The organism is Kitasatospora sp. NPDC088861, from assembly GCF_044750105.1.
Lineage (GTDB): Bacteria > Actinomycetota > Actinomycetes > Streptomycetales > Streptomycetaceae > Kitasatospora.
Genome location: NZ_JBIVJF010000023.1, coordinates 89411 through 111686 on the forward strand (window position 1 = coordinate 89411; position 22276 = coordinate 111686).

The 22276-nt window shown below is 72.5% G+C and carries 17 protein-coding genes; 5 read left to right on the forward strand and 12 right to left on the reverse strand.

Annotated elements, in window-relative coordinates; genetic code table 11:
• Positions 1-18: 18 nt before the first annotated feature.
• Together ACIP37_RS29295 and ACIP37_RS29300 are read right to left on the reverse strand one after the other, a co-directional pair.
• Entirely contained in the window at positions 19-1629 is a 1611-nt protein-coding gene (locus ACIP37_RS29295) for a hypothetical protein (RefSeq protein WP_400811296.1), read from the reverse strand.
• 91 nt (positions 1630-1720) lie between these two features.
• A complete protein-coding gene (locus tag ACIP37_RS29300) occupies positions 1721-1978 on the reverse strand; it encodes an SCO4848 family membrane protein (RefSeq protein WP_363625888.1) in 258 nt (85 codons plus the stop codon).
• Positions 1979-2120: 142 nt separating this feature from the next.
• Here ACIP37_RS29300 and ACIP37_RS29305 point away from each other — a divergent pair, with 142 nt between their 5' ends.
• Entirely contained in the window at positions 2121-3332 is a 1212-nt protein-coding gene (locus ACIP37_RS29305) for a D-alanyl-D-alanine carboxypeptidase (RefSeq protein WP_363580214.1), read from the forward strand.
• Positions 3333-3354: 22 nt separating this feature from the next.
• On the opposite strand, the gene ACIP37_RS29310 is transcribed toward ACIP37_RS29305, so the two are convergent.
• Together ACIP37_RS29310 and ACIP37_RS29315 are read right to left on the reverse strand one after the other, a co-directional pair.
• The gene (locus ACIP37_RS29310; protein WP_363580212.1) at positions 3355-4302 is read right to left on the reverse strand and encodes a YihY/virulence factor BrkB family protein; all 948 of its coding nucleotides are present in this window, start codon (positions 4300-4302) and stop codon (positions 3355-3357) included.
• Positions 4303-4356: 54 nt separating this feature from the next.
• Positions 4357-5355, reverse strand: coding sequence for a glycosyltransferase (locus ACIP37_RS29315; RefSeq protein WP_363580210.1), 999 nt, complete (start codon positions 5353-5355; stop codon positions 4357-4359).
• 134 nt (positions 5356-5489) lie between these two features.
• On the opposite strand from ACIP37_RS29315, the gene ACIP37_RS29320 reads away from it, so the two are divergent.
• Positions 5490-9062 carry a CDP-glycerol glycerophosphotransferase family protein gene (locus tag ACIP37_RS29320; protein ID WP_363580208.1) on the forward strand — a complete coding sequence of 1191 codons (3573 nt, stop codon included), beginning with the start codon at positions 5490-5492 and terminating at the stop codon, positions 9060-9062.
• A gap of 308 nt (positions 9063-9370) precedes the next feature.
• Positions 9371-11881 (forward strand): CDP-glycerol glycerophosphotransferase family protein, encoded by a 2511-nt coding sequence (locus ACIP37_RS29325; protein ID WP_400811293.1) that lies wholly within the window; start codon positions 9371-9373, stop codon positions 11879-11881.
• Between the two features lies 1 nt (position 11882).
• Here ACIP37_RS29325 and ACIP37_RS29330 read toward each other — a convergent pair whose 3' ends face one another.
• The 6 genes from ACIP37_RS29330 to ACIP37_RS29355 form a co-directional block, all read right to left on the reverse strand.
• On the reverse strand, positions 11883-12371 hold the full coding sequence (locus tag ACIP37_RS29330) for a 2'-5' RNA ligase family protein (RefSeq protein ID WP_363630719.1): 489 nt from the start codon (positions 12369-12371) through the stop codon (positions 11883-11885).
• A 62-nt stretch (positions 12372-12433) separates the two neighbouring features.
• Positions 12434-13474, reverse strand: a complete 1041-nt coding sequence (gene trpS / locus ACIP37_RS29335) for a tryptophan--tRNA ligase (protein WP_363625898.1) — start codon at positions 13472-13474, stop codon at positions 12434-12436.
• Between the two features lie 30 nt (positions 13475-13504).
• Complete coding sequence (locus ACIP37_RS29340; protein ID WP_363580202.1) at positions 13505-14830, reverse strand: hemolysin family protein; 1326 nt, start codon at positions 14828-14830, stop codon at positions 13505-13507.
• A gap of 124 nt (positions 14831-14954) precedes the next feature.
• Positions 14955-15947, reverse strand: a complete 993-nt coding sequence (locus ACIP37_RS29345; protein ID WP_350877220.1) for a malate dehydrogenase — start codon at positions 15945-15947, stop codon at positions 14955-14957.
• A gap of 204 nt (positions 15948-16151) precedes the next feature.
• Complete coding sequence (locus ACIP37_RS29350) at positions 16152-16577, reverse strand: DUF3017 domain-containing protein (protein ID WP_063349030.1); 426 nt, start codon at positions 16575-16577, stop codon at positions 16152-16154.
• Between the two features lie 35 nt (positions 16578-16612).
• A complete protein-coding gene (locus tag ACIP37_RS29355; protein ID WP_400844733.1) occupies positions 16613-17467 on the reverse strand; it encodes a bifunctional methylenetetrahydrofolate dehydrogenase/methenyltetrahydrofolate cyclohydrolase in 855 nt (284 codons plus the stop codon).
• 617 nt (positions 17468-18084) lie between these two features.
• Between ACIP37_RS29355 and ACIP37_RS29360 the strand changes: the two genes are divergently transcribed.
• Positions 18085-18711 (forward strand): hypothetical protein, encoded by a 627-nt coding sequence (locus ACIP37_RS29360; protein WP_400811290.1) that lies wholly within the window; start codon positions 18085-18087, stop codon positions 18709-18711.
• 160 nt (positions 18712-18871) lie between these two features.
• On the opposite strand, the gene purH is transcribed toward ACIP37_RS29360, so the two are convergent.
• Together purH and purN are read right to left on the reverse strand one after the other, a co-directional pair.
• A complete protein-coding gene (purH, locus tag ACIP37_RS29365) occupies positions 18872-20449 on the reverse strand; it encodes a bifunctional phosphoribosylaminoimidazolecarboxamide formyltransferase/IMP cyclohydrolase (protein WP_363580194.1) in 1578 nt (525 codons plus the stop codon).
• Between the two features lie 69 nt (positions 20450-20518).
• Positions 20519-21184 (reverse strand): phosphoribosylglycinamide formyltransferase, encoded by a 666-nt coding sequence (purN, locus tag ACIP37_RS29370; protein WP_063349026.1) that lies wholly within the window; start codon positions 21182-21184, stop codon positions 20519-20521.
• Positions 21185-21552: 368 nt separating this feature from the next.
• Here purN and ACIP37_RS29375 point away from each other — a divergent pair, with 368 nt between their 5' ends.
• The gene (locus ACIP37_RS29375) at positions 21553-22185 is read left to right on the forward strand and encodes a hypothetical protein (RefSeq protein ID WP_400811287.1); all 633 of its coding nucleotides are present in this window, start codon (positions 21553-21555) and stop codon (positions 22183-22185) included.
• Positions 22186-22276: the final 91 nt, after the last annotated feature.

Here is a 22276-nt window from a genome sequence, read left to right on the forward strand (position 1 = left end):
GGGGCCTTCGCCGTGGGCTCAGCGCAGCGCGCCGAGGTCCTTCGGGGCGGACCAGCCGCTGAAGGTCACCAGGTGCCGGTCGGCGGTCACGGCCCACAGGTCCGGCGTGCCGTCCCCGTCACCGTCGCCCGAGCTGCCGAGGGTCGGGTAGGCGGCGGTGGTGAAGCCGGTGGCGACCACGTTCGCCTTCGGGTCCGCGAGCGCGGAGAAGTCGAAGGTGCCGTCAGCCTTCTTCGGGACCGGGTAGGCGTGCAGGTCACCGGTGGCCCGGTCGCGCGCCCACAGGGCGAGGTTGCCGGCGGCGTCCGGGCCGGGGGCGATCAGGTCGTAGCCGGCCCAGTCGCCGGTGGTGGTGAGCTGACGGGCGCTCCCCAACTCGTACGAGAAGCCGGGGTCGGCGAACAGCCAGAGGTTGCCCTCCTCGATGGTCACCAGTGAGGAGACGGTCGAGTCGTTCAAGGAACCGATCAGGGCCAGCTGATCGGCCTTGTGCCAGTCGGCTGCGTAGCCCCCGGGGCAGGCGGTCGCCTTACCGGAGGCGTTCTGGCAAGCCCTCGGCCGGGAGACCGAGAGCCGGCCTCCGGTGAAGGAGCCGTAGTCCTGGTTGCTGGAGAAGTACAGCGCCCGGGATCCGCCCTCGTGCATCAGCAGGTCGTCCATCGGCGCGTGGGAGTCGTCCCAGCCCCGGTGCATGACCTGGACGTTGGTCCAGGAATTCTGGTTGGGCGACCAGTTGGCCGGGATCGTCGCGGTCGGGATGGTGCTCGCCGAGCCGCCGCTGATGATCTGGAGGTTGCCTGCGGAGTCCGGAAGCAGGATGTCCGGAACACCGTCGCCGTCGACGTCGCCGAGGGCCTGCGGCGGGTTCGGGTTCGAGGGAGCGTAGAAGGTGTAGGACGCCGCGCTGACGTTGCCCGCGTTGTCCATCACCTGGACATTGAGGATGTTGGTGCCCCAGTTCCGCACTTTCAGCGGCAGCGACACCGTACCGTCGCCGTTCGGCCGAACGGCGTTCGGCGAGGAGCAGTCGCCGACACCCAGCATGGAGAAGCCGTACCGGAAGCAGGCGATGCCGGAAGCCGCGCCGCCGGCCGGAGCCGGGTCGACGCCCTTGAGGACGAAGGTGCCGATCTGGCCCGCGTACTTGGTGGCGGTGCCGCCCGCCGGGAAGTCGGGCGAGGAGACCGTGACGGTCGGGCTCGTGGTGTCCACCCGGAAGTGGCAGTCCGCCGACGGGGCGGAGGTCTGCTGGTCCTGCACGGCCCAGGCGTGCCACGCGTAGCCGTGCCCGTCCACCAGGCCGGGGACGGCGACCTTGGCCTGCTGGCCGTACGCCTGGGACGCCCCGGTGAACACCGGGTCCTGGGCGCCCGTGGTCTCGTCCCAGACGCCGAACCGGGCGCCGGTGCCGGTGACCTTGGCGTTGAGCGTCGGGCCGTTCGTGGTCCGTCCGACCCAGCTCGGGTCGGTGGTCGAGTCGCAGGCGTCGGCGCGGTACTCGCTGCCCTGGCTGGTGCCGAGGACGGCCGGCGCGGTGTCGGCGGCGAAGGCGCCGGGCGCGGTGAGCAGGCCTGCCGCGATCGCGGCCGCCGTCACCCCGCCGAGTCTGCGGGCATGCCGAAGTGTCATGGAAGTACCCCACCCCTTTGATCGAGAGATCTCGTTACGTGTACGAGCGGTGAGGATCTTTCCAGTGGGGACCGACAGCGGCAACGGAGATTCAGTCGGTGGCCGGGGTGCGGCGGGTGGCGCGGAGGCCGCGCAGGCCGATGGCGCCGACGGCGATGCCGAGGAGGAAGGAGGTGACGGCGAGGAGGAGGTGGATCCAGAAGAAGGCGGTGGGCTGGGAGTGGTCGCCGTCGGTGAAGGCCTGGCCGCCGGAGTCCTTCCAGAGGTTCTTGACGAAGGTGGTCCAGATGATGATCGACCAGACGCCGAAGGCGGTCAGGAACCAGGAGGTGCGGCGGCTGAGCTTCATGGGGGTCCTCGTCGGGGGTGTGGGGGCGGGGTGCGTCCCCCAGTATGCGCGGACCGCCGATCGGCGTAGGGCGGGCCCCTCGTACGGAGGACCGGCCCGGTGTGGCGCACAGCGGATGCCCCGGAGTGGGTACGGTCTGCGCGTGTCCACACGTCGTCAGAAATTCGCGCATCTGTTCGTCACGACCGCCGCGGTCCTCCCGGCCCTGCTCGCCGCCCCGGGGGCGGTCGCTGCCCCGCAGGAGCCGCCCCCGGCCGCTTCCGCGGTCGGCGGCGAGCGGCTCGGGCGCTCCGGGGTCCAGGTCTCGCCGCTGGCCGGAGCCCCGGCCCTGCCGAGGGACCTCACCGGCCAGTCCTGGATAGTCTCCGACGCCACGTCGGGCGACGTGCTGGCGGCCAGCAACCCGCATCTGCGGCTCGCCCCGGCCAGCACCCTGAAGATCCTCTTCGCCGACACCGTGCTGCCCAAGTTCGACCGCAACACGGTGCACAAGGTCGCCGACGAGGAGATCCTCGGGATCGGTGAGGGCAGCAGCCTGGTCGGCATCAAGGAGAACCTGGACTACCGGGTCGAGGACCTGTGGCGCGGGGTGTTCCTGAGCTCGGGCAACGACGCCGTGCACGTCCTGGCGCACATGAACGGCGGCGTGGAGCAGACCGTCACCGAGATGCAGTCCCGCGCCGACGCCCTCCAGGCCCGGGACACCCGGGTGATCTCCCCGGACGGCTACGACATGGACGGGCAGCTCTCCTCGGCCTACGACCTGTCGCTGTTCGCCCGGGCCGGCCTGCGCAACCCCGACTTCCGGATGTACTGCGCCACCCGGCAGGCGATGTTCCCGGGCGCGGTGGACAAGAACACCGGCCAGCGCGGCAGTTTCGGGATCGCCAACACGGACCGCCTGCTGGGCAAGTACCCCGGCCTGATCGGGGTGAAGAACGGTTTCACCACCAACGCCGGCTCGACCTTCGTCGGCGCCGCCGAACGCAACGGCCGCACCCTGCTGGTGACCGTGATGCACCCGGACAGCTACCAGAAGGTCTACGACGAGACCGCGGCCCTGCTGGACTGGGGCTTCGCGGCGGCCGGCAAGGTGCAGCCGGTCGGCAAGCTGGTCGACGAGCTCCCGCCGGACGGCGAGCCCTCCGGCCAGGCCGGCGGCACCGCCGGCGCGCCCCCGCCGCACTCCACCCCCGCCACCCGGCCCGGCACCGCCCCCACTGCCGCCCCGGCCGCCGCCGAGGACGACGGGCTCGGCCTCGGCGGCTGGCTGGCCGTCGTGCTGGTGACGGCCGCGGCCGGCTACGGGGTGCTGGTCCTGCGGCGCGGCCGCCGCGGGGCCTCCGGCTGGTGACGGCCGGACGGACGGCCCGGCCTCAGGGTTCCTCCCGGGGCCGGGCCGCCGTCGTGTCCGCGGCCGCCTCCGCCTCGTCGGCCGCCGCCAGCAGCGCCCGGGCGTGCTCCCGGGTGCGCTCCCGGGCGGCCACCGGATCGGCCATCGCCGTCCAGGCCACGCAGTACATCAGCAGCCGGGAGACGAAGTTGATCCACAGCAGCAGCGCCACCGGCACGCCGAAGGCCCCGTACAGGCTCTTCCCGGCGACGGAGCCGAGGTAGGAGGCGAGCAGGACCTTCAGCAGCTCGAAGCCGACCGCGCCGATCAGCGCGCCCTGCAGCACGTCGCGCCGGCGCTGGCCGCCGATCCCGGGGAACGGCGCCAGCAGGTAGGCGAAGAGCAGCGTGTCGCACGCTATGGCGACGAGCACGCCGACCCCGGTCAGCAGGTAGCCGCTGGGCAGGCCGGTCCAGTCGGCGATCCGCCCGGCCAGCGTCGTCCCGGCGGTGGAGACGCCCACCGAGATCAGCGACACCACGCCGAGGCCGCCCAGCACCGCGCAGTCCCAGCCCTTGCGCAGCACCACGTTGGTGTCGTCGTCGGGCAGCTGCCAGACGTCCCGGATCGAGGTGCGCATGGTGTCCACCCAGCCGAGGCCGGAGACCAGCAGCAGCGCCCCGCTGACCAGTCCGACGGCGCCCGCGTTGGCCACCAGGGACGGCAGGTTGAGCGCCTCCGAGATGCCCGGCAGCTGGTCGGAGATGTGCTTCTGCAGGTCCGCGACCTGGCTGCTGCTGAGCGTCGAGACGGCGATCGCCAGGCCCACCGTGAGCAGCGGGAACAGGGCGAGGAAGCCGAAGAAGGTGACCGCACCGGCCAGCCGGTTGCCCCGGGCCGCGGAGAAGTGCTCGTACACCCGGTACGGGCGGCTGCGCAGCACCCACGTGACGAGCGGGCCGATGACCGGGAGGCGGGTCAGGAAGTCCACCCGACCGGTTATACCGGCCCGTCCTCCGAATGGCCGTCAGGCTCGGCGCAGATTCTAGCGTTTCACCAGGCGGCGGGCCCGGGCGAGGGCGCGGACGGCCTGGTAGGCGCCGTAGCGGCCGTGGCTGAGCAGTTCGGTGCGCACGCCGTCCACGCCGGGCGGCGGGCGGTAGCCGGCCGGCCGGAGCCGGGCGCAGTGGGCGGCGGCGCGGCGGAAGTACTCGCGGCGGTCGCCGGGCGGGATCCGGCCGGGCTTGGAGACGACGGTGTTCAGGTGGTGCAGCATCCGGCCGTAGACGACCGGGCGCCAGTGGTCGAGGTCGGGGCGGTGGTCCAGGAAGGCGAAGACCAGGTCGTACTGGGCGAAGACGTCGAAGTGCTTGCGGCTGGCGGTGGCCAGGATGTTGCCGCCCTCCTGGCGCTGGCGGTAGTGCACGCCGACCTCGTCGAGCAGGGTGATCCGGGCCGCGGCGAGCAGCACCGGGTACGTCCAGGGGGTGTCCTCGTAGTAGCCGGCCGGGAAGACCAGCTGCTGGGCGGTGACGAAGTCGCGGCGGTAGGCCTTGTTCCAGACCACCTGGAGCAGGTCGAGCAGGTCGGGACGGGCGGCGAGGTCGAAGACGTCCGGGGAGGCGGCGCCGAACACGTGGGCGGAGGCGGCCCGGGTGATCCGGCCGTCGGCGTAGGTGCGGGCGTAGTCGTAGACCAGGACGTCCGGGTCGCCGGTGGCGGCGAGCCGGTCGTCGACGCTCTTGAGCAGTTGGGGGGTGAGCGTGTCGTCGCTGTCGAGGAAGATCACGTAGTCCCCGGTGGCGACCTCCAGGCCGGCGTTGCGGGCCCGGCCGAGGCCGACGTTCTCGGGCAGGTGCAGCACCCGGATCCGCGGGTCGGCGGCGGCGGCCTCGTCGAGCATCGGGCCGCAGCCGTCCGGGGAGCGGTCGTCCACCGCGATCAGTTCGAGGTCGGGGCCGCCCTGGCCGAGCACCGAGTCGAGACACTCGGCGAGGTAGTCCTCAACCTGGTACACGGGGACGATCACGCTGAAGCGGGGCACGGGCCCAGCGTAGTGGCCCCGAAGGGCCCCATGGCCCGGAGGTAGGATCGGTGCGCACGTACGCACCGATCCAAAGTGCGGTCAGGCCCTCACCGGGCTGCCACGCTCCTTCCCGAGAAAGGCCTGCGTAGCCGATGGCTCCCCGCCTCTCCATCGTCGTTCCGATCTACAACGTCGAGCGTTACCTGGTCGAATGCCTCGACTCGATCGCCGCCCAGACCTTCACGGACTTCGAGTGCGTCATGGTCGACGACGGTTCGAAGGACGACAGCGCGGCCCTCGCCGAGGCGTACGCGGCCAAGGACTCGCGGTTCCGGCTGGTCCGCCAGGTGAACAAGGGCCTCGGCGCGGCCCGCAACACCGGCATCCGGCACATCGACCCGGACGCCGAGTTCCTGTGCTTCGTCGACAGTGACGACTCGATGCCGCCGAGCGCGTACGAGCTGATGATCAACACCCTGGACGAGACCGGCTCGGACTTCGCCACCGGCAACGTGCTGCGGTTCCGCGCGGTGGGCTACTACCAGTCCGGCGGGCACTCGAAGCCGTTCAGGGAGACCAAGCTCAAGACGCACATCACCGAGATCCCGGCGCTGGTCACCGACCGCACCGCGTGGAACAAGGTGTACCGCCGCTCCTTCTTCGACGCGGCCGGCATCCTCTACCCCGAGGGCATCCTGTACGAGGACGCGCCGGTCAGCGTGCCGCACCACTACCTCGCCAAGAGCGTGGACGTGCTCTGCGAGCCGATCTACCACTGGCGCGAGCGCGAGGTCGGCGAGATGTCGATCACCCAGATGCGCACCAACCCCAAGGGCCTGATCGACCGCGTCACCTCGGTCGAGCTGGTCCGCGGCTGGCTGCGCAAGCAGACCGATCCGCGCTTCGCCCAGTACCTGCGCTCCTACGACGAGAACACCCTCGTCGAGGAGATCCCGATGTTCTTCTGGTCCGTCGTGGACGGCGACAAGGAGTACCGGGACGCCTACGTCAAGAACGTCAGCCGGCTGCTGCGGGCGATCGGCCCCGAGCAGGTCCGCAAGCTGCGGGCGCCGCTGCGGCTCAAGTACCACCTGACCCTCCAGGGCCGGATCGACGAGTTCGTCGAGCAGATCAAGTACGAGGGCGAGAGCAACGGCGGCGTCCAGGCCCGCGGTCTGCTGCGCCCGTACGCCGACTACCCGTTCCTGCGCGGCGGGCGCAAGAGCGTGCCGTCCGGCGTGCTCAAGCTGGACAACTCGCTGGTCATGCGCAGCCGGCTGTACGAGACGGCCTGGGTCGGCGGGCGGCTGCAGCTGACCGGGCACGCGTACCCGGAGCAGCTGGGCGCGGCCGGCAAGCACGACATGGTCCGCACCCTGGTGCTGCGCGAGGCCAAGGGCCGCCGGGTGATCGCGGTGCCGATGAAGACCCAGTACAGCCCCGAGGCCACCGCCAGCTGCCACCACGACCTGTACAGCTGCGACTGGGCCGGCTTCACCGTCGGCGTCGACCCGAAGAAGCTCAAGCACCGCGGCCAGTGGAAGGACGGCAACTGGCGCGTCCTGGTGGCCGGCGCGGGCAAGGGCGGCGTCTACAAGGGCCGGGTCTGGGCCGGCTGGAGCGACACCGCGCACTACATCCCGGCGCACTGGGTCGAGCCGGACGTGCGGATCGTGCCGTGGGTCCGGGACGGCTCCGTCTACCTGCGGGTGGAGACGGTCAAGGCCCGGGTGACCGGCCTGGCTTCGCACGGCGGCCGGGTCGAGGTGTCGGGCGCGGCCCGCTCCGGCTCCAGCTTCGCCGGGGCCCGGCTGCGGCTCACCCACGTCGAGTCCGACCGCGAACTGGCCTTCCCGCTGGAGCTGGGCGCGCCGGTCGGCAGCCTGCAGCCGTTCAGCGTGTCCTTCCCGGCGGCCGAGCTGACCGCCGTCCGCGAGGCCTGGGCCGAGCTGGACCCGGTGGCCGCCGAGCGAGGCCGTGACCGCTGGGACACCGCGCTGCTGCTGGCCGACGGCAGCACCGTCCCGGTGACCTGGGACGACCGCAACGCCCCGGCGCAGCTGCACCTGCCGCTCAACCCGGACGCCCCGGCCGACCAGCGCCGGGCGCTCTACTCCAAGCCCTCCCCCAGCGGGTACCTGCAGTTCTCCGACCAGCTGCTCCAGCCGGTGGTGGACGAGGTCTCCACCCGCGGCGCGGACGGCTTCCTGCTCAGCGGTTCGTTCCCGCTGTCCGGCGCGCACCGCTGGGAGCTGGTGGTCCGCCACGACTGGCGCGAGGAGGAGCACGTCTACCCGGTGGAGATCGCGGACGGACGGTTCCGGACCGCGCTGCCCGCCGTGCCGACGGCCTCCTTCGCCGGCCGGGTGCCGCTCGCCCAGGGCACCTGGAACGTCTTCTTCCGCCCGGTCGGTGCCCCGGCCGAGGAGCTTCCGAGCTCGTACGCGCTGATCTCGCCGGACTGCTTCGGCGCGATGCCGCTGGAGGTGGAGTCCCGGGGCAAGCGCATCGTGCTGGAGCGCCGCCACCACGACGGCCTCTCCCTGGAGTCGCACTCGGCGCTGCTGCCGGAGGAGCGCAGCGGCTACCGGCTGCGCCAGCTGCGGTTCGTCGACTACCCGAACGCCCGCCGGCACCCGGTGCGCGACACCGTGCTGTACAACGTCGGCCTCGGCGGCCTGTACGCCGACTCGCCGCGGGCGGTCCACGAGGAGCTGGTCCGCCGCGGCCTGCCGCTGGAGCACCTGTGGGGCAGTGACGACCTCCAGGCCGATCTGCCGCAGTCGGCGAGCGCGATCCGGCTGTGGAGCCCGGAGTGGTTCGAGGCGCTGGCGACCGCCAAGTACATCGTCACCAGCACCCACCTGCCCGACTTCTTCGTCCGCCGCCCCGGACAGGTGGTCCTGCAGACCTGGCACGGCAGCCCGCTGAAGCAGATCGGCCTCGATTTCGAGAAGGTCTGGTTCACGGATGCGAACTACCTGAAGGGCCTCGCCCGGGAGGTGCCGAGCTGGAGTCTGCTGGCGGCCGGCAACAGCTGGTCGGCCCCGATCCTGCGACGCGCGTTCGATTACAAGGGCGAGATTCTCGAAAGCGGTTCGCCCAAGAATGACCTGCTCTTCGCGGCCGACCGGGAGAAGACCGCCGAACAGGTGCGCGAAAGGCTCGGCCTGCCCGAGGGCAAGAAGGTCGTGCTCTACGCGCCGACCTGGCGCGAGGACCGGCGCCGGCCGAACGGCGGGTACCAGCTGGACCTGCGGCTCGACCTGGCGGCGGCCAAGGCCGCGCTCGGCGACGACCAGGTACTGCTGGTGCGCCGGCACAGCATGATGTGCGGTCAGATCCCGGGCGCCGGCAACGGCTACATCTGGGACGTCGGCAGCTACCCCGACATGGCGGAGCTGCTGCTGATCGCCGACGTGCTGATCACCGACTACTCCGCCAGCGTGTTCGACTTCGCCGCGACCGGCAAGCCGATCCTGTTCTTCACCTACGACCTGGAGCACTACCGCGACAACCTGCGCGGCTTCAGCCTGAACTTCGAGGCTGAGGCGCCCGGCCCGCTGCTGGCCACCTCCGAGGAACTGGTCGACGCACTTGGCCGGGTCGGCGAGGTCGCGGCCGAGTACGCCGACAAGGCCGCCGCGTTCCGCACGGCGTACTGCGACCTGGACGACGGCAAGGCCTCCGCCCGGGTGGTCGACGCGATGCTCCGCGCGGAGTAGCACTGAGCAGTACGGGGTAGCCCGGGGCATCCCCGAGAGCCCCGCAGAGGCGCCCGACGCGAACCGCGTCGGGCGCCTCCGCGTTTTCCTGGGAATTCCCTGACAATATCCCCGGCCTTTGCCTGCGCATTGCACTCGAACTAGTGTTTTGTCGGTGAATTTCACGGGAAATTCTCTGGTCCACACTGTTGACCCCGGACGGCGTCCCGGTATGGGATATGAATTCGGCCCCGGTTTCCTCTCGGCATCGGTCCGGCGGCCCCGGTCCACCGCCCATGGCCCGGCCCCCGTCCCGAAGGACCCCTGCCATGCCTGCGCTCACACGGTTCGTCCTTCCGCACGCCGACCCCCGCGTGAGCACCGACCAGCCCGCCGCCGACGAGGACGTCACCTTCGGCCTGCTGCGCGCCCGCTGGACCGGCCGCGGCCTGGAGCTCACCGGCTTCGCCCGCCCGGACGACCTCGACACCGGCCGCCCCGGCTCCGCCTGGACCTGGCTGACCCTGCGCCACGCCGACGGGACCAGGCCGCCCGTCCACCTGCGCTCCCGGCCCCGCCGGCTGCCCGAGGTCACCGACGACAGCGCCCAGCCCGAGTTCAACCACGACTGGTCCGGCTTCACCGCCCTGATCGAGCCCGGCCGGCTGCGCCACGGCACCGACTGGCTGCTCGGCGACTGGCAGATCGAGACCACCCTGTTCACCCGCCCGCGCCCCACCCGGCTGCGCCGCCGGTACGGCGCCCTCGCCCCGCACTGGTGCGGCTCCGGCGAGTACCCGCCGGCCCACTGGGTGGACCACGACGTCCGCCTCCAGCCGCACTTCGCCGACGGGCGACTGCGGCTGCTGCTCGAACGCCCCGGCATCCGGCTCACCCACGCCACCCCCACCGCCGACGGCCTCGACCTGCGCGGCAGCGCGGACACCTGCCCGTCCGGCACCGTGCTGCGGCTGCGCCACCGGCAGAGCGACGCCGTGATCGAACGGCCGGTCGCCCGCACCGGCAACACCTTCGCCGTCCACCTGCCGTACCGGCCGTTCACCGCCGACGGCCGCGGCAGCGGCGAACTGGAGCACTGGGACACCGAGTTCCTGCACCCCGACGGCAGCACCGAGCAGCTCTGCCCGGACGAGCGCGGCGGCCCGGTGGCCGGCCAGCACCGACTGCCCGACACCCCGGACCGCGCCCTCTACCTCAAGCACCTCGCCGACGGCCGGCTCCAGGTGTGCGTCCAGCCCGCGGCCGGCCTGGTCGAGCGGATCGCGGTCCGGGCCGGCGGCTTCGAGCTCACCGGCCGCTGCCCGGACCGCGCCGCGGACCGGCTGGAGCTCGTCCTGCGGCACACCGGCACCGCGAGCGAGGTCCGCTCCCCCGTCGAGGCCGACCAGGACGGCCGCTTCAAGGTCCTGCTGCCCGCCACCCGCACCGGCGCCGACGGCACCGCGCTGCCCCTGCGCAAGGGCATCTGGGAGGCCGCGCTGACGCCCGCCGGGCGGCCCGGCCCGAGCCGCCCGCTGCTCGCCGCACCGGCCGCCCTGCCCGCACTGCCCGCCGCCACCACGGCCGGCGGCAAGCGGATCCTGCTCCAGCGCCGCTGGCACGACACCCTGCTGGTGGACTCCACCCCGGTGCTCACCCCCACCGAGCGCAGCGCCTGGACGCAGAGCCGCCAGCGCGCCGTCCACTACCCCGCCGCCCGCCGCGAACCGCTGCGCGAGGCCGTGCTGTACGACGTGTTCGGCGGCCGCGGCTACGCCGACTCCCCGCGCGCGGTGCACGCCGAACTGGCCCGCCGCGGAGCGCCGTTGGAACACCTCTGGGTGGTCGACGACGCCCAGGCCGAACTGCCGCCCGGGGTCCGGGCCGTCCGGATCTGGAGCCCGGAGTGGTACCGCGCGCTGGCCACCTGCCGGTACCTGGTCGGCAACACGCACTTCCCGGACTTCCTGGAGCGCCGCCCCGGCCAGGTGGTGCTCCAGACCTGGCACGGCTCGCTGCTGAAGCGGATCGCCCACGACGTCGACAACCCCTGGCTGGCCGACCACGGCTACCTGGAGGCGCTCGACCGGGAGACCCCGCAGTGGAGCCTGCTGCTCTCCCCCAGCCCGTTCGCCACCCCGATCCTGCGCCGCGCGTTCCGCTACGACGGCGAGATCCTGGAGGCCGGCTACCCGCGCAACGACGTGCTCGCCCGCCCCGACGAGGCCGCCGCCGCGGCCGTCCGCCACCGGCTCGGCATCCCGGACGGCAAGCGGATCGTGCTGTACGCGCCGACCTGGCGCGAGGACCAGCAGCGCGGTGACGGCGACGGCTTCCGACTCGGCCTGCGGCTGGACCTCGACCACGCCCGGCGCCTGCTCGGCCGGGACCACGTGCTGCTGATCCGCCCGCACGCGCACGTCCGCGAGCCACTGCCGGGCGCCGGGGACGGCTTCCTGTACGACTGCGGGGACTACCCCGACCCGCAGGAGCTGCTGCTGGTCGCGGACGTCCTGGTGACCGACTACTCGTCGATCATGTTCGACTTCGCCGTCACCGGCCGCCCGGTGCTCTTCTTCACCTACGACCTGGAGCACTACCGCGACACCCTGCGCGGCTTCTACTTCGACTTCGAGCCGCAGGCCCCCGGCCCGCTCGTCCCCACCTCGGCCGGACTGCTCGGCGCGCTGCGCGAACTCGCCGACTCCGGCGCGGACCTGCCGCCCGGGTACGCGGAGCGCCACCGGCGCTTCCGGGCCGAGCACTGCGTCCTGGACGACGGCGGCGCATCCCGCCGGGTGGTCGACCGGATGCTCGAACTCGGAAGGTCAGTCCGGTAGTTCAGGAGAAAAGGTAGCTCCGCCAGGGCCGCCAGACCTCGTCCGCGTCGAAGCGGGAGAGGCCGAAGCCCGGCACCGGGAAGGCCGCCCGGAAGCCGCGCGCCTGCGCGTACGCCTGGTCCAGCGCGTCATCCGGCAGGCCGTGCGCGACCGTCACGTGCGGGTGGTACGGGAACGCCAGCTCGCGGGCCAGCGGGCCGGAGCGGACGTCCGCCTCCAGCAGCCGGCACTCCTGCGCGCCCTCCTCGACCCGGACGAACACCACCGGGGAGACCGGGCGGAAGGTGCCGGCGCCGCGCAGCAGCATCCGGAACGGCCGGTGCGAGGCCGCCACCGCCGCCAGGTGCTCCTCGATCTTCGGCAGTGCCTCGGCCGGCACCTCGGTCGGCGGCAGCAGGGTGACGTGCGTCGGTATCGACCGGGCCAGCGGATCGCCGTGCCCGGCCCGGGCGTCCTGGATCTGCGCACCGTACGGATCCGGAACGCTCACGGACACGCCGATGGTGACGGCCTCGGGGAGACCGTCACCATCGGGCAGGCGTGTGAGGGGAGTCACCGCTTGGCGGCCGGGAGGAAGCCGACCCGGTCGTACACCGTCTCCAGCGTCTGCGCGGCCACCTCGCGGGCCTTCTCGGCGCCGATCGCCAGCACCCGGTCCAGCTCGGCCGGGTCGTCCAGGAAGGAGCGGGTGCGCTCCTGGAAGGGGGTGACCCACTCGGTGAACAGCTCGGCCAGCTCGGTCTTCAGGGCGCCGTACATCTTGCCCTCGAAGTGCGCGACCAGCTGGTCGATCGACTGGCCGCTGAGCGCGGAGTGGATGCGCAGCAGGTTGGAGACGCCGGGCTTGCCGTCCTCGTCGTAGGAGACGACGGTGCCGGTGTCGGTGACGGCGCTCTTGAACTTCTTGGCGCTGACCTTCGCCTCGTCCAGCAGGTTGACCAGGCCCTTGTCCGAGGAGGCGGACTTGCTCATCTTGGCGCCCGGGTCCTGGAGGTCCTGGATCTTCGCCGTCTCCTTGAGGATGTACGGCTTCGGCACCGTGAAGGTCGGGCCGTAGCGGGTGTTGAAGCGGTCGGCGAGGTCGCGGGTGAGCTCCAGGTGCTGGCGCTGGTCCTCGCCGACCGGGACGGCGTCCGCCTGGTAGAGCAGGACGTCCGCGACCATCAGCACCGGGTAGGTGAACAGGCCGACCGTGGTGCTGTCCGCGCCGTGTCGGACGGACTTGTCCTTGAACTGGGTCATCCGGGAGGCCTCGCCGAAGCCGGTGAGGCAGTTCATCACCCAGGCGAGCTGCGCGTGCTCGGGCACGTGCGACTGGACGAACAGGGTGCAGTGCTCCGGGTCCAGGCCGGCGCCGAGCAGCTGGGCGGCGGAGACCCGGGTGTTCTCGCGCAGCTCCTTCGGGTCCTGCGAGACGGTGATCGCGTGCAGGTCGACGACCATGTAGAAGGCGTCGTTCTCCTTCTGCAGGTCCACCCACTGGCGCACCGCGCCCAGGTAGTTGCCGAGGTGGAACGAGCCGGAGGTGGGCTGGATGCCGGAGAGAACCCGGGGACGGTCCTTGACCGGACCAGTGACCGCTGCGTTGACCATGCGGGCCATTGTTCCAGTTCCACCGGGCGCTCAGGAAACGTCCGCCCCAGGAGGTTCCGCCAGTGTGACCGCACTCACCCTCACCCGGGCGATCCGCCGGCCCTCCAGCTTGGCCACCGTCAGCAGCACCCCGCCACCGCCCTCGACCGGGACGCGCACCTGGTCGCCGTCCCGGGGCAGCCGGCCGAGCGAGGCGACCAGACAGCCCGCCACCGTCTCGTACGGGCCCTCGGGCAGGGTGGCGCCGGTCTCCTCGGTGAAGTCGCCGAGGTTGAGCAGGCCGTCCAGCTCCATGCCGCCGCCGACCAGCCGGCGGGTGGCGGCGGTCTCCGGCCGGTCGTACTCGTCCCGGATCTCGCCGATCACCTCCTCGACCAGGTCCTCCAGGGTGACGATCCCGGCGGTGCCGCCGTACTCGTCCACCACGATGGCCAGGTGGTGGCCCTCGCGGCGCATCTCGCCCATCGCCTCCAGCACCCGCTTGGTGCCGGGCAGCAGCTTCACCGGGCGGGCCAGGTCGCGGACCTTGGCGGCCTGCTCGCCGCGCGCGCCGTACAGGTCACGGACGTGCACGAAGCCGACCACGGCGTCGGCGCTGCCCTCGACCACCGGGTAGCGCGAGTGCGGCGAGGTGTCCGCCTGGTGCCGGACGGCGGCCAGCGGGCGCTCGGCGTCCAGGAAGGTCACCTCGGTGCGCGGGACCATCACCTCGCGCAGCTGCCGCTCCCCGGCGGAGAACACGTCCGCGATCAACGCCCGTTCGTCGCTGCCGAGTTCGGTGTTGGCGGCGACCAGGCCGCGCAGCTCCTCGGAGCTCATCGAGCCACGGCCGGCGGCCGGGTCGCCGCCCAGCAGGCGGACCATCAGGTTGGTGGAGTGGCCGAGCAGCCAGATCACCGGGCGCAGCGCCACCGACATCACGTCCACCACCGGGGCCGCGATCACCGCGATCGACTCGGCCCGCTGCAGGCCGATCCGCTTGGGGGTGAGTTCGCCGAGGACCAGCGAGACGTAGCTGATCACCAGGGTGAGGCCGACCAGGGCGACCGCGTCGGCGACGCCCTCGGTGAGCCCGGCCCGGACGAACAGCGGCGCGACCTTGCCGGCCAGGGTGTCCGCGCCGAAGGCGGCGGACAGGAAGCCCATGCAGGTCACGCCGACCTGGACGGCGGCCAGGAAGCGGTTGGGGTCGGCGGCCAGGTGCGCGGCCCGGGCGGACCGCCGGGTGCCGAGCGCCTCCAGCGTCCGGATCTGGCCCTCGCGCAGCGAGATCAGCGAGATCTCGGCGACGTTGAACAGCCCGCCCAGCAGGATGAAGACGAGGACGAGCAGGGCGTCCCCGAGGGTTTCGTTCACAGCGGGTCAGTGTAAGACCGGCCGGCGCCCGGGGAGTGGAAGAACGAGCGACGGCTGGTCACACGGCGGCCCGCCGCCTCCGGGAAGGAGACGGCGGGCCGTCGGGAAAGCGGTGCCGCGGGGCTCAGATGAGGCCCAGCTCCTGGACCGCGTCGCGCTCCTCGGTCAGCTCCTTGACCGACGCGTCGATGCGGGCGCGCGAGAAGTCGGAGATCTCCAGGCCCTGGACGATCTCGAACTTGCCGGCCTTGGTGGTGACCGGGAAGGAGGAGATCAGGCCCTGCGGGACGCCGTAGGAGCCGTCCGAGACGACGCCCATGGAGGTCCAGTCGCCCTCGGCGGTGCCGTTGACCCAGGTGTACACGTGGTCGATGGCGGCGTTGGCGGCCGAGGCGGCCGAGGAGGCGCCACGGGCCTCGATGATGGCCGCGCCGCGCTTGGCGACGGTCGGGATGAAGGTCTCGTCCAGCCAGGCCTGGTCGCTGCCGATGGCCTCGAAGGCCGGCTTGCCGGCGATCTCGGCCTGGAAGACGTCCGGGTACTGGGTGGCGGAGTGGTTGCCCCAGATGGTGACGCGCTTGATGTCGGAGACGGGCGCACCGGTCTTGATGGAGAGCTGGCCGACCGCGCGGTTGTGGTCCAGGCGGGTCATCGCGGTGAAGCGCTCGGCCGGGACGTCCGGGGCGTTGCGCTGGGCGATCAGGGCGTTGGTGTTGGCCGGGTTGCCGACGACCAGGACCTTGATGTCGTCCGCGGCGTGGTCGTTGATCGCCTTGCCCTGCGGGCCGAAGATGCCGCCGTTGGCCTGCAGCAGGTCGCCGCGCTCCATGCCGGCGGTGCGCGGACGGGCGCCGACCAGCAGCGCGACGTTGGCGCCGTCGAAGGCCTCGTTCGGGTTGTCGGTGATCGTGATGTCACGCAGCAGCGGGAACGCGCAGTCGACGAGCTCCATGGCGGTGCCCTCGGCGGCCTTGAGGCCCTGCGGAATCTCCAGGAGGCGCAGGTTCACCGGGACGTCGGCACCGAGCAGGTGGCCCGAGGCGATGCGGAAGAGCAGCGCGTAGCCGATCTGGCCGGCCGCTCCGGTGATGGTGACGTTGACGGGGGTGCGGGTCATTTCTACCTTCTCCAGCAGATCGCCAGGTGCCCCAGGCACACCGGCGCGCTGGAGCCGAGGATGATCTCTCGACATCGAGAGACCGGCGTCAGGTTATCGCAAAGGGAAGCGTACGCCGCGGGTGCGGGCCTGGCTGATGCGTCACAACGGACGGCGGCCCCCGCCCTGGCTCGCAGGGCGGGGGCCGTCACGGTCACCCCGGCGTCAGTGCTTGGGCCGGCCGATCAACTTGCCGATGTTGTCGAGCAGCGGGATCTCCAGCCACGGGTTCGGCTGCGCCACCAGGGTCAGCAGCACGATCGACGCTCCCAGGAAGGTCAGCACGATCACGTCGGTGAAGCGGCTGCGCACCGCCAGCATCCCGACCTCGGGCAGCACCAGCCGCAGGACGGCCCCGAGCAGCACCCCGCAGCCGAGGATCAGCAGCCCGTACTTGAAGCCGTCCTTGAAGTCGGCGAACCAGGTGACCGCGAGGCCGGCCCCGACCACCAGCAGGACCAGCGTTATCGGCCACTGCCGGACCGGCAGGGTGTGGTCGCGCCCGAGGGCTGCGGCCGCGCCCTCGGGCGGCAGGGTGCCGGTGGTCTTGACCGGCCTGCGCGGGGTCCGCGCCGGTCGCGGTTCCGTCATGCTCGCCGTCCCTCGTGGTGGTGTCGGTCGCGGGGTCAGACGCCGGCGCGGCGCTCGGCCGCCACGACGATGTTGTTGAGCAGCATCGCGCGGGTCATCGGGCCCACGCCGCCGGGGTTCGGGGAGATCCAGGCGGCCACCTCGGCCACGCCCGGGTGCACGTCGCCGACGATCTTGCCCTCGCTGCGGCTGACGCCCACGTCCAGCACCGCCGCGCCCGGCTTGACGTCCTCCGGCTTGACCAGGTGCGGCACGCCCGCGGCGGCCACGATGATGTCGGCCTTGCGCAGGTGGTAGCCGAGGTCCCGGGTGCCGGTGTGGCACAGGGTCACGGTGGCGTTCTCGCTGCGGCGGGTCAGCAGCAGGCCGATCGAGCGGCCGACGGTGACGCCGCGGCCGATCACGACCACCTCGGCGCCGTCGATCTCGACGTCGTGCCGGCGCAGCAGCTCGACGATGCCCAGCGGGGTGCACGGCAGCGGTCCCTCGATGCCCAGGGCGAGCCGGCCGAGCGAGGTCGGGTGCAGGCCGTCGGCGTCCTTGTCCGGGTCCATCAGCTCCAGGACCGGGTTCTGGTCCAGGCCCTTGGGCAGCGGCAGCTGGACGATGTAGCCGGTGCAGGAGGGGTCGGCGTTGAGCTCGCGGACGACGTTCTCGACGTCCTCCTGGGTGGCGGTGGCGGACAGCTCGCGCTGGATCGAGGCGATGCCGACCTCGGCGCAGTCCTTGTGCTTCCCGTTGACGTACCAGCGGCTGCCCGGGTCGTCGCCGACCAGGACGGTGCCGAGGCCGGGCGTGACGCCCTTCGCCTTGAGGACCGCCACGCGGGCGGCGAGTTCGGACTTGATCGCGGCGGCGGTGGCCTTGCCATCGAGAATCTGGGCAGTCATGACCCCATTCTCCCGGATCGGGGCAAGCCGCCGTACCAGGGCCCGTCTTCGAACTCCCGACGTCCGCTCGGTGGGCGTTCGGCGCGCGCTCTATGGGCGCTCGATGGGCGCTCGATGGGCGTCCGGCGGGCGCTCGGCGGGCGGGAGCCGGAGGCGGGCCCCACCTCCGGCTTCCGGTCGGACGGGTACGGAAGGCCTGGACCACGTTGCGGTTGCGCCACAGTCTCGGTCCGGCGCGCGGAACCGGCTGGACACGGCCCCGCCGTCCGGTTGACGATATGCGGGCATTCCCTGCCGCGACCCGGCCCGGTGACGGGCCGACGGACACCCGGCGGGGGCGTACCCGGGGGAAAGAGCACGTGAGCCGACCACTTCAGACCGAGCCGCCCGACCACTGCGGCGCAGTCCTGCCCGCAGCGGGCCCGTCGACGACTCCGCTCTCACCGTTCTCACCATTCTCAGCGCTCTCACCGCGCGTCTGAGCCGGCCGCGCCCGGCTCCGCTCCGGGCTGTCACTCCCCTCCGTTAGCGTCCCGTTCCACCGGCGACCCGACTCGCCAACCGGAACCGGGCCCTCCGTCCCGTCCCCACGTCCCCGCAACTGCCCGGAGGCATCGATGAGTTACCCGCCCGACCCGAACAACCCGAACAACCCGTACGGCCAGCCCCCGCAGGCTCCCGGCTACGGCTACCCCCAGCAGGCCCCGCCGGCCGGGTACGGCTACCCGCCGCCCGCGCCGGGCTACGGCGGACCGGGCTACGGCTACCCGCCGGCCGTCCCGCAGAACATGCCGGGCCTGGTGGTCACCACCCGGGTGCTGCTGTTCATCATCGGCGCCGTGCAGATCATCGGCGGGGGCATCTACCTGATAGCCGCCGCGGCGGCCAAGGAGGTCACCAACCGGGCCCAGGAGATCGACGGGAGCGACCCGTTCAACGGCTTCGGCAACGCGGCGGCCGGCGTGCTGGTGGTCGTCGGCATCGTGTGCGCGCTGTTCGCGGCCTTCTCCATCACGCTGGGCGTGAAGTTCGGCAAGGGCGGGCCCGCGGTCCGCATCACCACCCTGGTGTACGGCTCGTTCGGCGCGCTGCTCGGCCTGCTGGGGCTGGCCGGCTCGTTCGTCAACAACGCCAACCCGGTCGGCATCGTCTTCACGCTGATGTGGCTCGCGGTCTCGATCACGATGATCGTCGGGATGAGCGTCAAGGACGGCGTCGCCTGGTTCGCCCGGCCGCGCTACTGACCGGCTGCGCTGGCCGGCCGGGTCGCTGACCGGCCGCACTACCGACCGGCCCCGTCCGAGCCGATCGGACGACGAGCGGCCCGGCTCCCCTTCCGGAGGAGCCGGGCCGCTCTGTCATGCCGTCACCCGGGCGGTGCGCCGGGCGAGCGGTGGAACGCGATCAGTGGAAGAAGTGCCGGGCACCGGTGAAGTACATCGTCACCCCGGCCTCGGCGGCCGCCGCGACGACCTCCTCGTCCCGGATCGAACCGCCCGGCTGGACGATCGCCTTGACGCCGGCCGCGATCAGGATGGCCGGGCCGTCCGCGAACGGGAAGAACGCGTCCGAGGCCGCGTACGCGCCCTTGGCCCGCTCCCCGGCCCGCTCGACCGCGAGCTTGCAGGAGTCGACCCGGTTGACCTGACCCATGCCGACGCCCACCGAGGCGCCGCCCTTGGCCAGCAGGATCGCGTTGGACTTGACGGCCCGACAGGCCCGCCAGGCGAAGGCCAGCTCGGCCAGCTCCGCCTCGGACAGCGCCTCGCCGGTGGCCAGCCGCCAGTTCGCCGGGTCGTCGCCCTCGGCCTGCACCCGGTCGGCGTCCTGGAGCAGCACGCCGCCGGAGACCGGGCGCAGCTCCTGGCGGTTGGCCGGCGCCTCGGGGGCCAGCAGCACCCGCAGGTTCTTCTTCCGGGCCAGCACCTCGACGGCGCCGTCCTCGTAGCCGGGGGCCACCACGACCTCGGTGAAGATCGGGGCGATCTGCTCGGCCAGCTCGACGGTGACCGGGCGGTTGACCGCGATCACGCCGCCGTACGCCGAGACCGGGTCGCACTCGTGCGCCTTGCGGTGCGCCTCGGCGACGTCCGCGCCGGTCGCGATGCCGCACGGGTTGGCGTGCTTGATGATCGCGACGGCTGGCTCGGCGTGGTCGTACGCGGCGCGGCGGGCGGCGTCGGTGTCGACGTAGTTGTTGTACGACATCTCCTTGCCGTGCAGCTGCTCCGCGCCGGCCAGGCCGCCGCTGCCGTCGCTGTACAGCGCGGCGCCCTGGTGCGGGTTCTCGCCGTAGCGCAGCACGTTCTGCCGCTCCCAGGTGGCGCCCAGGAACTCCGGGAACCGCTCGTCGCTCGGCGCGTAGCCGGCCTCGAACCAGGAGGCGACCGCGACGTCGTACGCGGCGGTGTGCGCGAACGCCGCACCGGCCAGGCGCTTGCGGGTGGCCAGGTCGAAGCCGCCCTCCTGGACGGCGCGCAGCACGTCGTCGTAACGGGCCGGGTCGACCACCACGGCCACCGACGGGTGGTTCTTGGCCGCGGCGCGGACCATGCTCGGGCCGCCGATGTCGATCTGCTCGACGCACTCGTCCGGGGTGGCGCCCGAGGCGACGGTGGCCTTGAACGGGTAGAGGTTCACCACGACCAGGTCGAAGGGCTCGACGCCCAGCTCGGCCAGCTGCGCGCGGTGCGACTCCAGCCGCAGGTCGGCGAGCACGCCGGCGTGCACGCGGGGGTGCAGCGTCTTCACGCGCCCGTCCAGGCACTCCGGGAAGCCGGTCAGCTCGGAGACCTCGGTCACCGGGACGCCGGCGGCGGCGATCCGGCCGGCGGTGGAGCCGGTGGAGACGATCGCGACCCCGGCGGCGTGCAGGCCCTGGGCCAGCTCCTCCAGACCGGTCTTGTCGTACACGCTGATCAGCGCGCGACGGATCGGACGGATGTTCTCCGAAACGGGGGGCGTGGTGGAGCTGGCACTCATGCTCCCACCTCGCTGCGCTCGGCGGGCGCTGCGCGCCAGGCACCATTCTCGATGATTCGCTCGCTCCGCTCACTCATGTGCCGGAATCCATACCTTTCGGTCCTCGATGCGGTGGCCCTCGCGGGCCAGCCGGCCCACGACGTCGACGAGCAGCTTGCGCTCGACAGTCTTGATGCGCTCGTGCAGCGCTTCGCCGCCATCGGCGTGGTCGGCGTCGACGACCTCGACGACGCCCTGCGCGATGATCGGCCCGGTGTCCACCCCGGCGTCGACCAGGTGGACGGTGCAACCGGTGACCCTCACCCCGTACGCGAGCGCGTCGGTGACGCCGTGGGCGCCGGGGAAGGAGGGCAGCAGCGCGGGATGGGTGTTGACGATCCGCCCGGCGAAGGCCGCGATGAACTCGGGCCCGAGGATCTTCATGAAACCGGCCGTGACCACCAGGTCCGGCTCGTGGGCGGCGACGGCGGCGGTCAGCGCGCGGTCCCAGTCGGCCCGGTCGGCGAAGTCCTTCACCCGGTGGACGAAGACCGGCAGGCCCGCCTTCTCGGCCCGCTCCAGGCCCGCGATGCCGTCGCGGTCCGCACCCACGGCGAGGATCTCGGCGCCGTACGCCGGATCGGCGGCGGCGTCGAGCAGCGCCTGCAGATTGGTGCCGGAACCGGAGACGAGCACCACCAGGCGGGCCGGTCCGGGCGTACGGGGCGGGAAGAGCTGAGCGGGGGCGGCGGCCACTGCGCGATTCTCCGTAGGTCGGGCGCCGCCCGCTGGTACGTCCACCGGTGGTGGGGCCACTACGAACGGCAGGTCGAGCGAGGGGGAACACCAGGAGAACCCACCGCGACGCGGGCACCCGGGAACCTCTGCGAGCTGCTGACCGTCACCACGATAACGGCTGGTCGGACGGCCTCCGCACCCTCCTGGCGGCGCTACGCGCGTAGTTGAGACGGGGATCTCCTCCGTCCCGCGCGGCGGAGTTGCCCCGGGCACGGGCCCGCCCGGCACCCGCGCAGCGGGCAGGCCGCCGGAGGACCGGCGAACGGCTGCGGGATCATAGGGGAGGCGGGAGACCGCCCCTCCGACCGAGAAGGAATGGCTGAACCATGAGCAGCGGTGACGACACCGGCGAGCGCAACCCCTTCGCGCCGCCGCCGGCGGATGCCCCGGACCAGCCGTGGCAGCCGCGCAACCCCTGGCCCGGCGAGGGCCTGGACGACACCGGCGGCCAGGGCCCCGGCGAACGCCCGCAGCTCCCGCCGCCGCACCCCTGGGGCCTCGGCCGGCCCGAGGACGGCCGCCCCAACCCCCCGGCCCCGCAGCCGCCCAAGCTCGACCCCGCCGACCCCGCCCAGCGCCGGGCCCGCAACGCCGCGCTGGCCGGGCCGCTCGCGCTGGTCTGCCTGTTCGTCGGCTTCCACTGGGCCGCCCTGTTCGTCGGCGCGCTCGGCATCGTGTGGGGCATCAGCGCACTGCGGACCCCCAAGCCCGCCCCGGCCGCCGCCGTCACCGGCGCCGCCCACCAGCCCGCCGCCCCGAACCCGCTCACCCCGGCCGCGCTCGCCGGAATCCTCACCGGCGCGATGACCGTCGTGGTCGCGACCTCGGTGATCGGCCTCGGGATGTACTACAACGACTACGTCACCTGCGTCCGGGACTCGCTGACCTCCGTCGGCGCCGAGAACTGCGACCGGTTCGCGCCCAAGTGGTACGTCGACTTCACCGGGAACGCGGGCTAGGTCCAATGCCGGTGACTTTAGGTTGCTCCTGGCTGGGTGATGGTGACTGTCGCCGGTTCTGGTTGCGGCCAGTTGCGGTGTTGGGAGCGTT

Bases quoted from the DNA above. Each gene is read 5' to 3' on its own strand.
- ACIP37_RS29295 (WP_400811296.1), bottom strand. From the start codon at position 1,629: ATGACACTTCGGCATGCCCGCAGACTCGGCGGGGTGACGGCGGCCGCG.
- ACIP37_RS29345 (WP_350877220.1), bottom strand. From the start codon at position 15,947: ATGACCCGCACCCCCGTCAACGTCACCATCACCGGAGCGGCCGGCCAG.
- ACIP37_RS29375 (WP_400811287.1), top strand. From the start codon at position 21,553: ATGAGCAGCGGTGACGACACCGGCGAGCGCAACCCCTTCGCGCCGCCG.
- purH (WP_363580194.1), bottom strand. From the start codon at position 20,449: ATGAGTGCCAGCTCCACCACGCCCCCCGTTTCGGAGAACATCCGTCCG.
- trpS (WP_363625898.1), bottom strand. From the start codon at position 13,474: ATGGTCAACGCAGCGGTCACTGGTCCGGTCAAGGACCGTCCCCGGGTT.
- ACIP37_RS29355 (WP_400844733.1), bottom strand. From the start codon at position 17,467: ATGACTGCCCAGATTCTCGATGGCAAGGCCACCGCCGCCGCGATCAAG.
- ACIP37_RS29320 (WP_363580208.1), top strand. From the start codon at position 5,490: ATGGCTCCCCGCCTCTCCATCGTCGTTCCGATCTACAACGTCGAGCGT.
- ACIP37_RS29350 (WP_063349030.1), bottom strand. From the start codon at position 16,577: ATGACGGAACCGCGACCGGCGCGGACCCCGCGCAGGCCGGTCAAGACC.
- ACIP37_RS29325 (WP_400811293.1), top strand. From the start codon at position 9,371: ATGCCTGCGCTCACACGGTTCGTCCTTCCGCACGCCGACCCCCGCGTG.
- ACIP37_RS29360 (WP_400811290.1), top strand. From the start codon at position 18,085: ATGAGTTACCCGCCCGACCCGAACAACCCGAACAACCCGTACGGCCAG.
- ACIP37_RS29300 (WP_363625888.1), bottom strand. From the start codon at position 1,978: ATGAAGCTCAGCCGCCGCACCTCCTGGTTCCTGACCGCCTTCGGCGTC.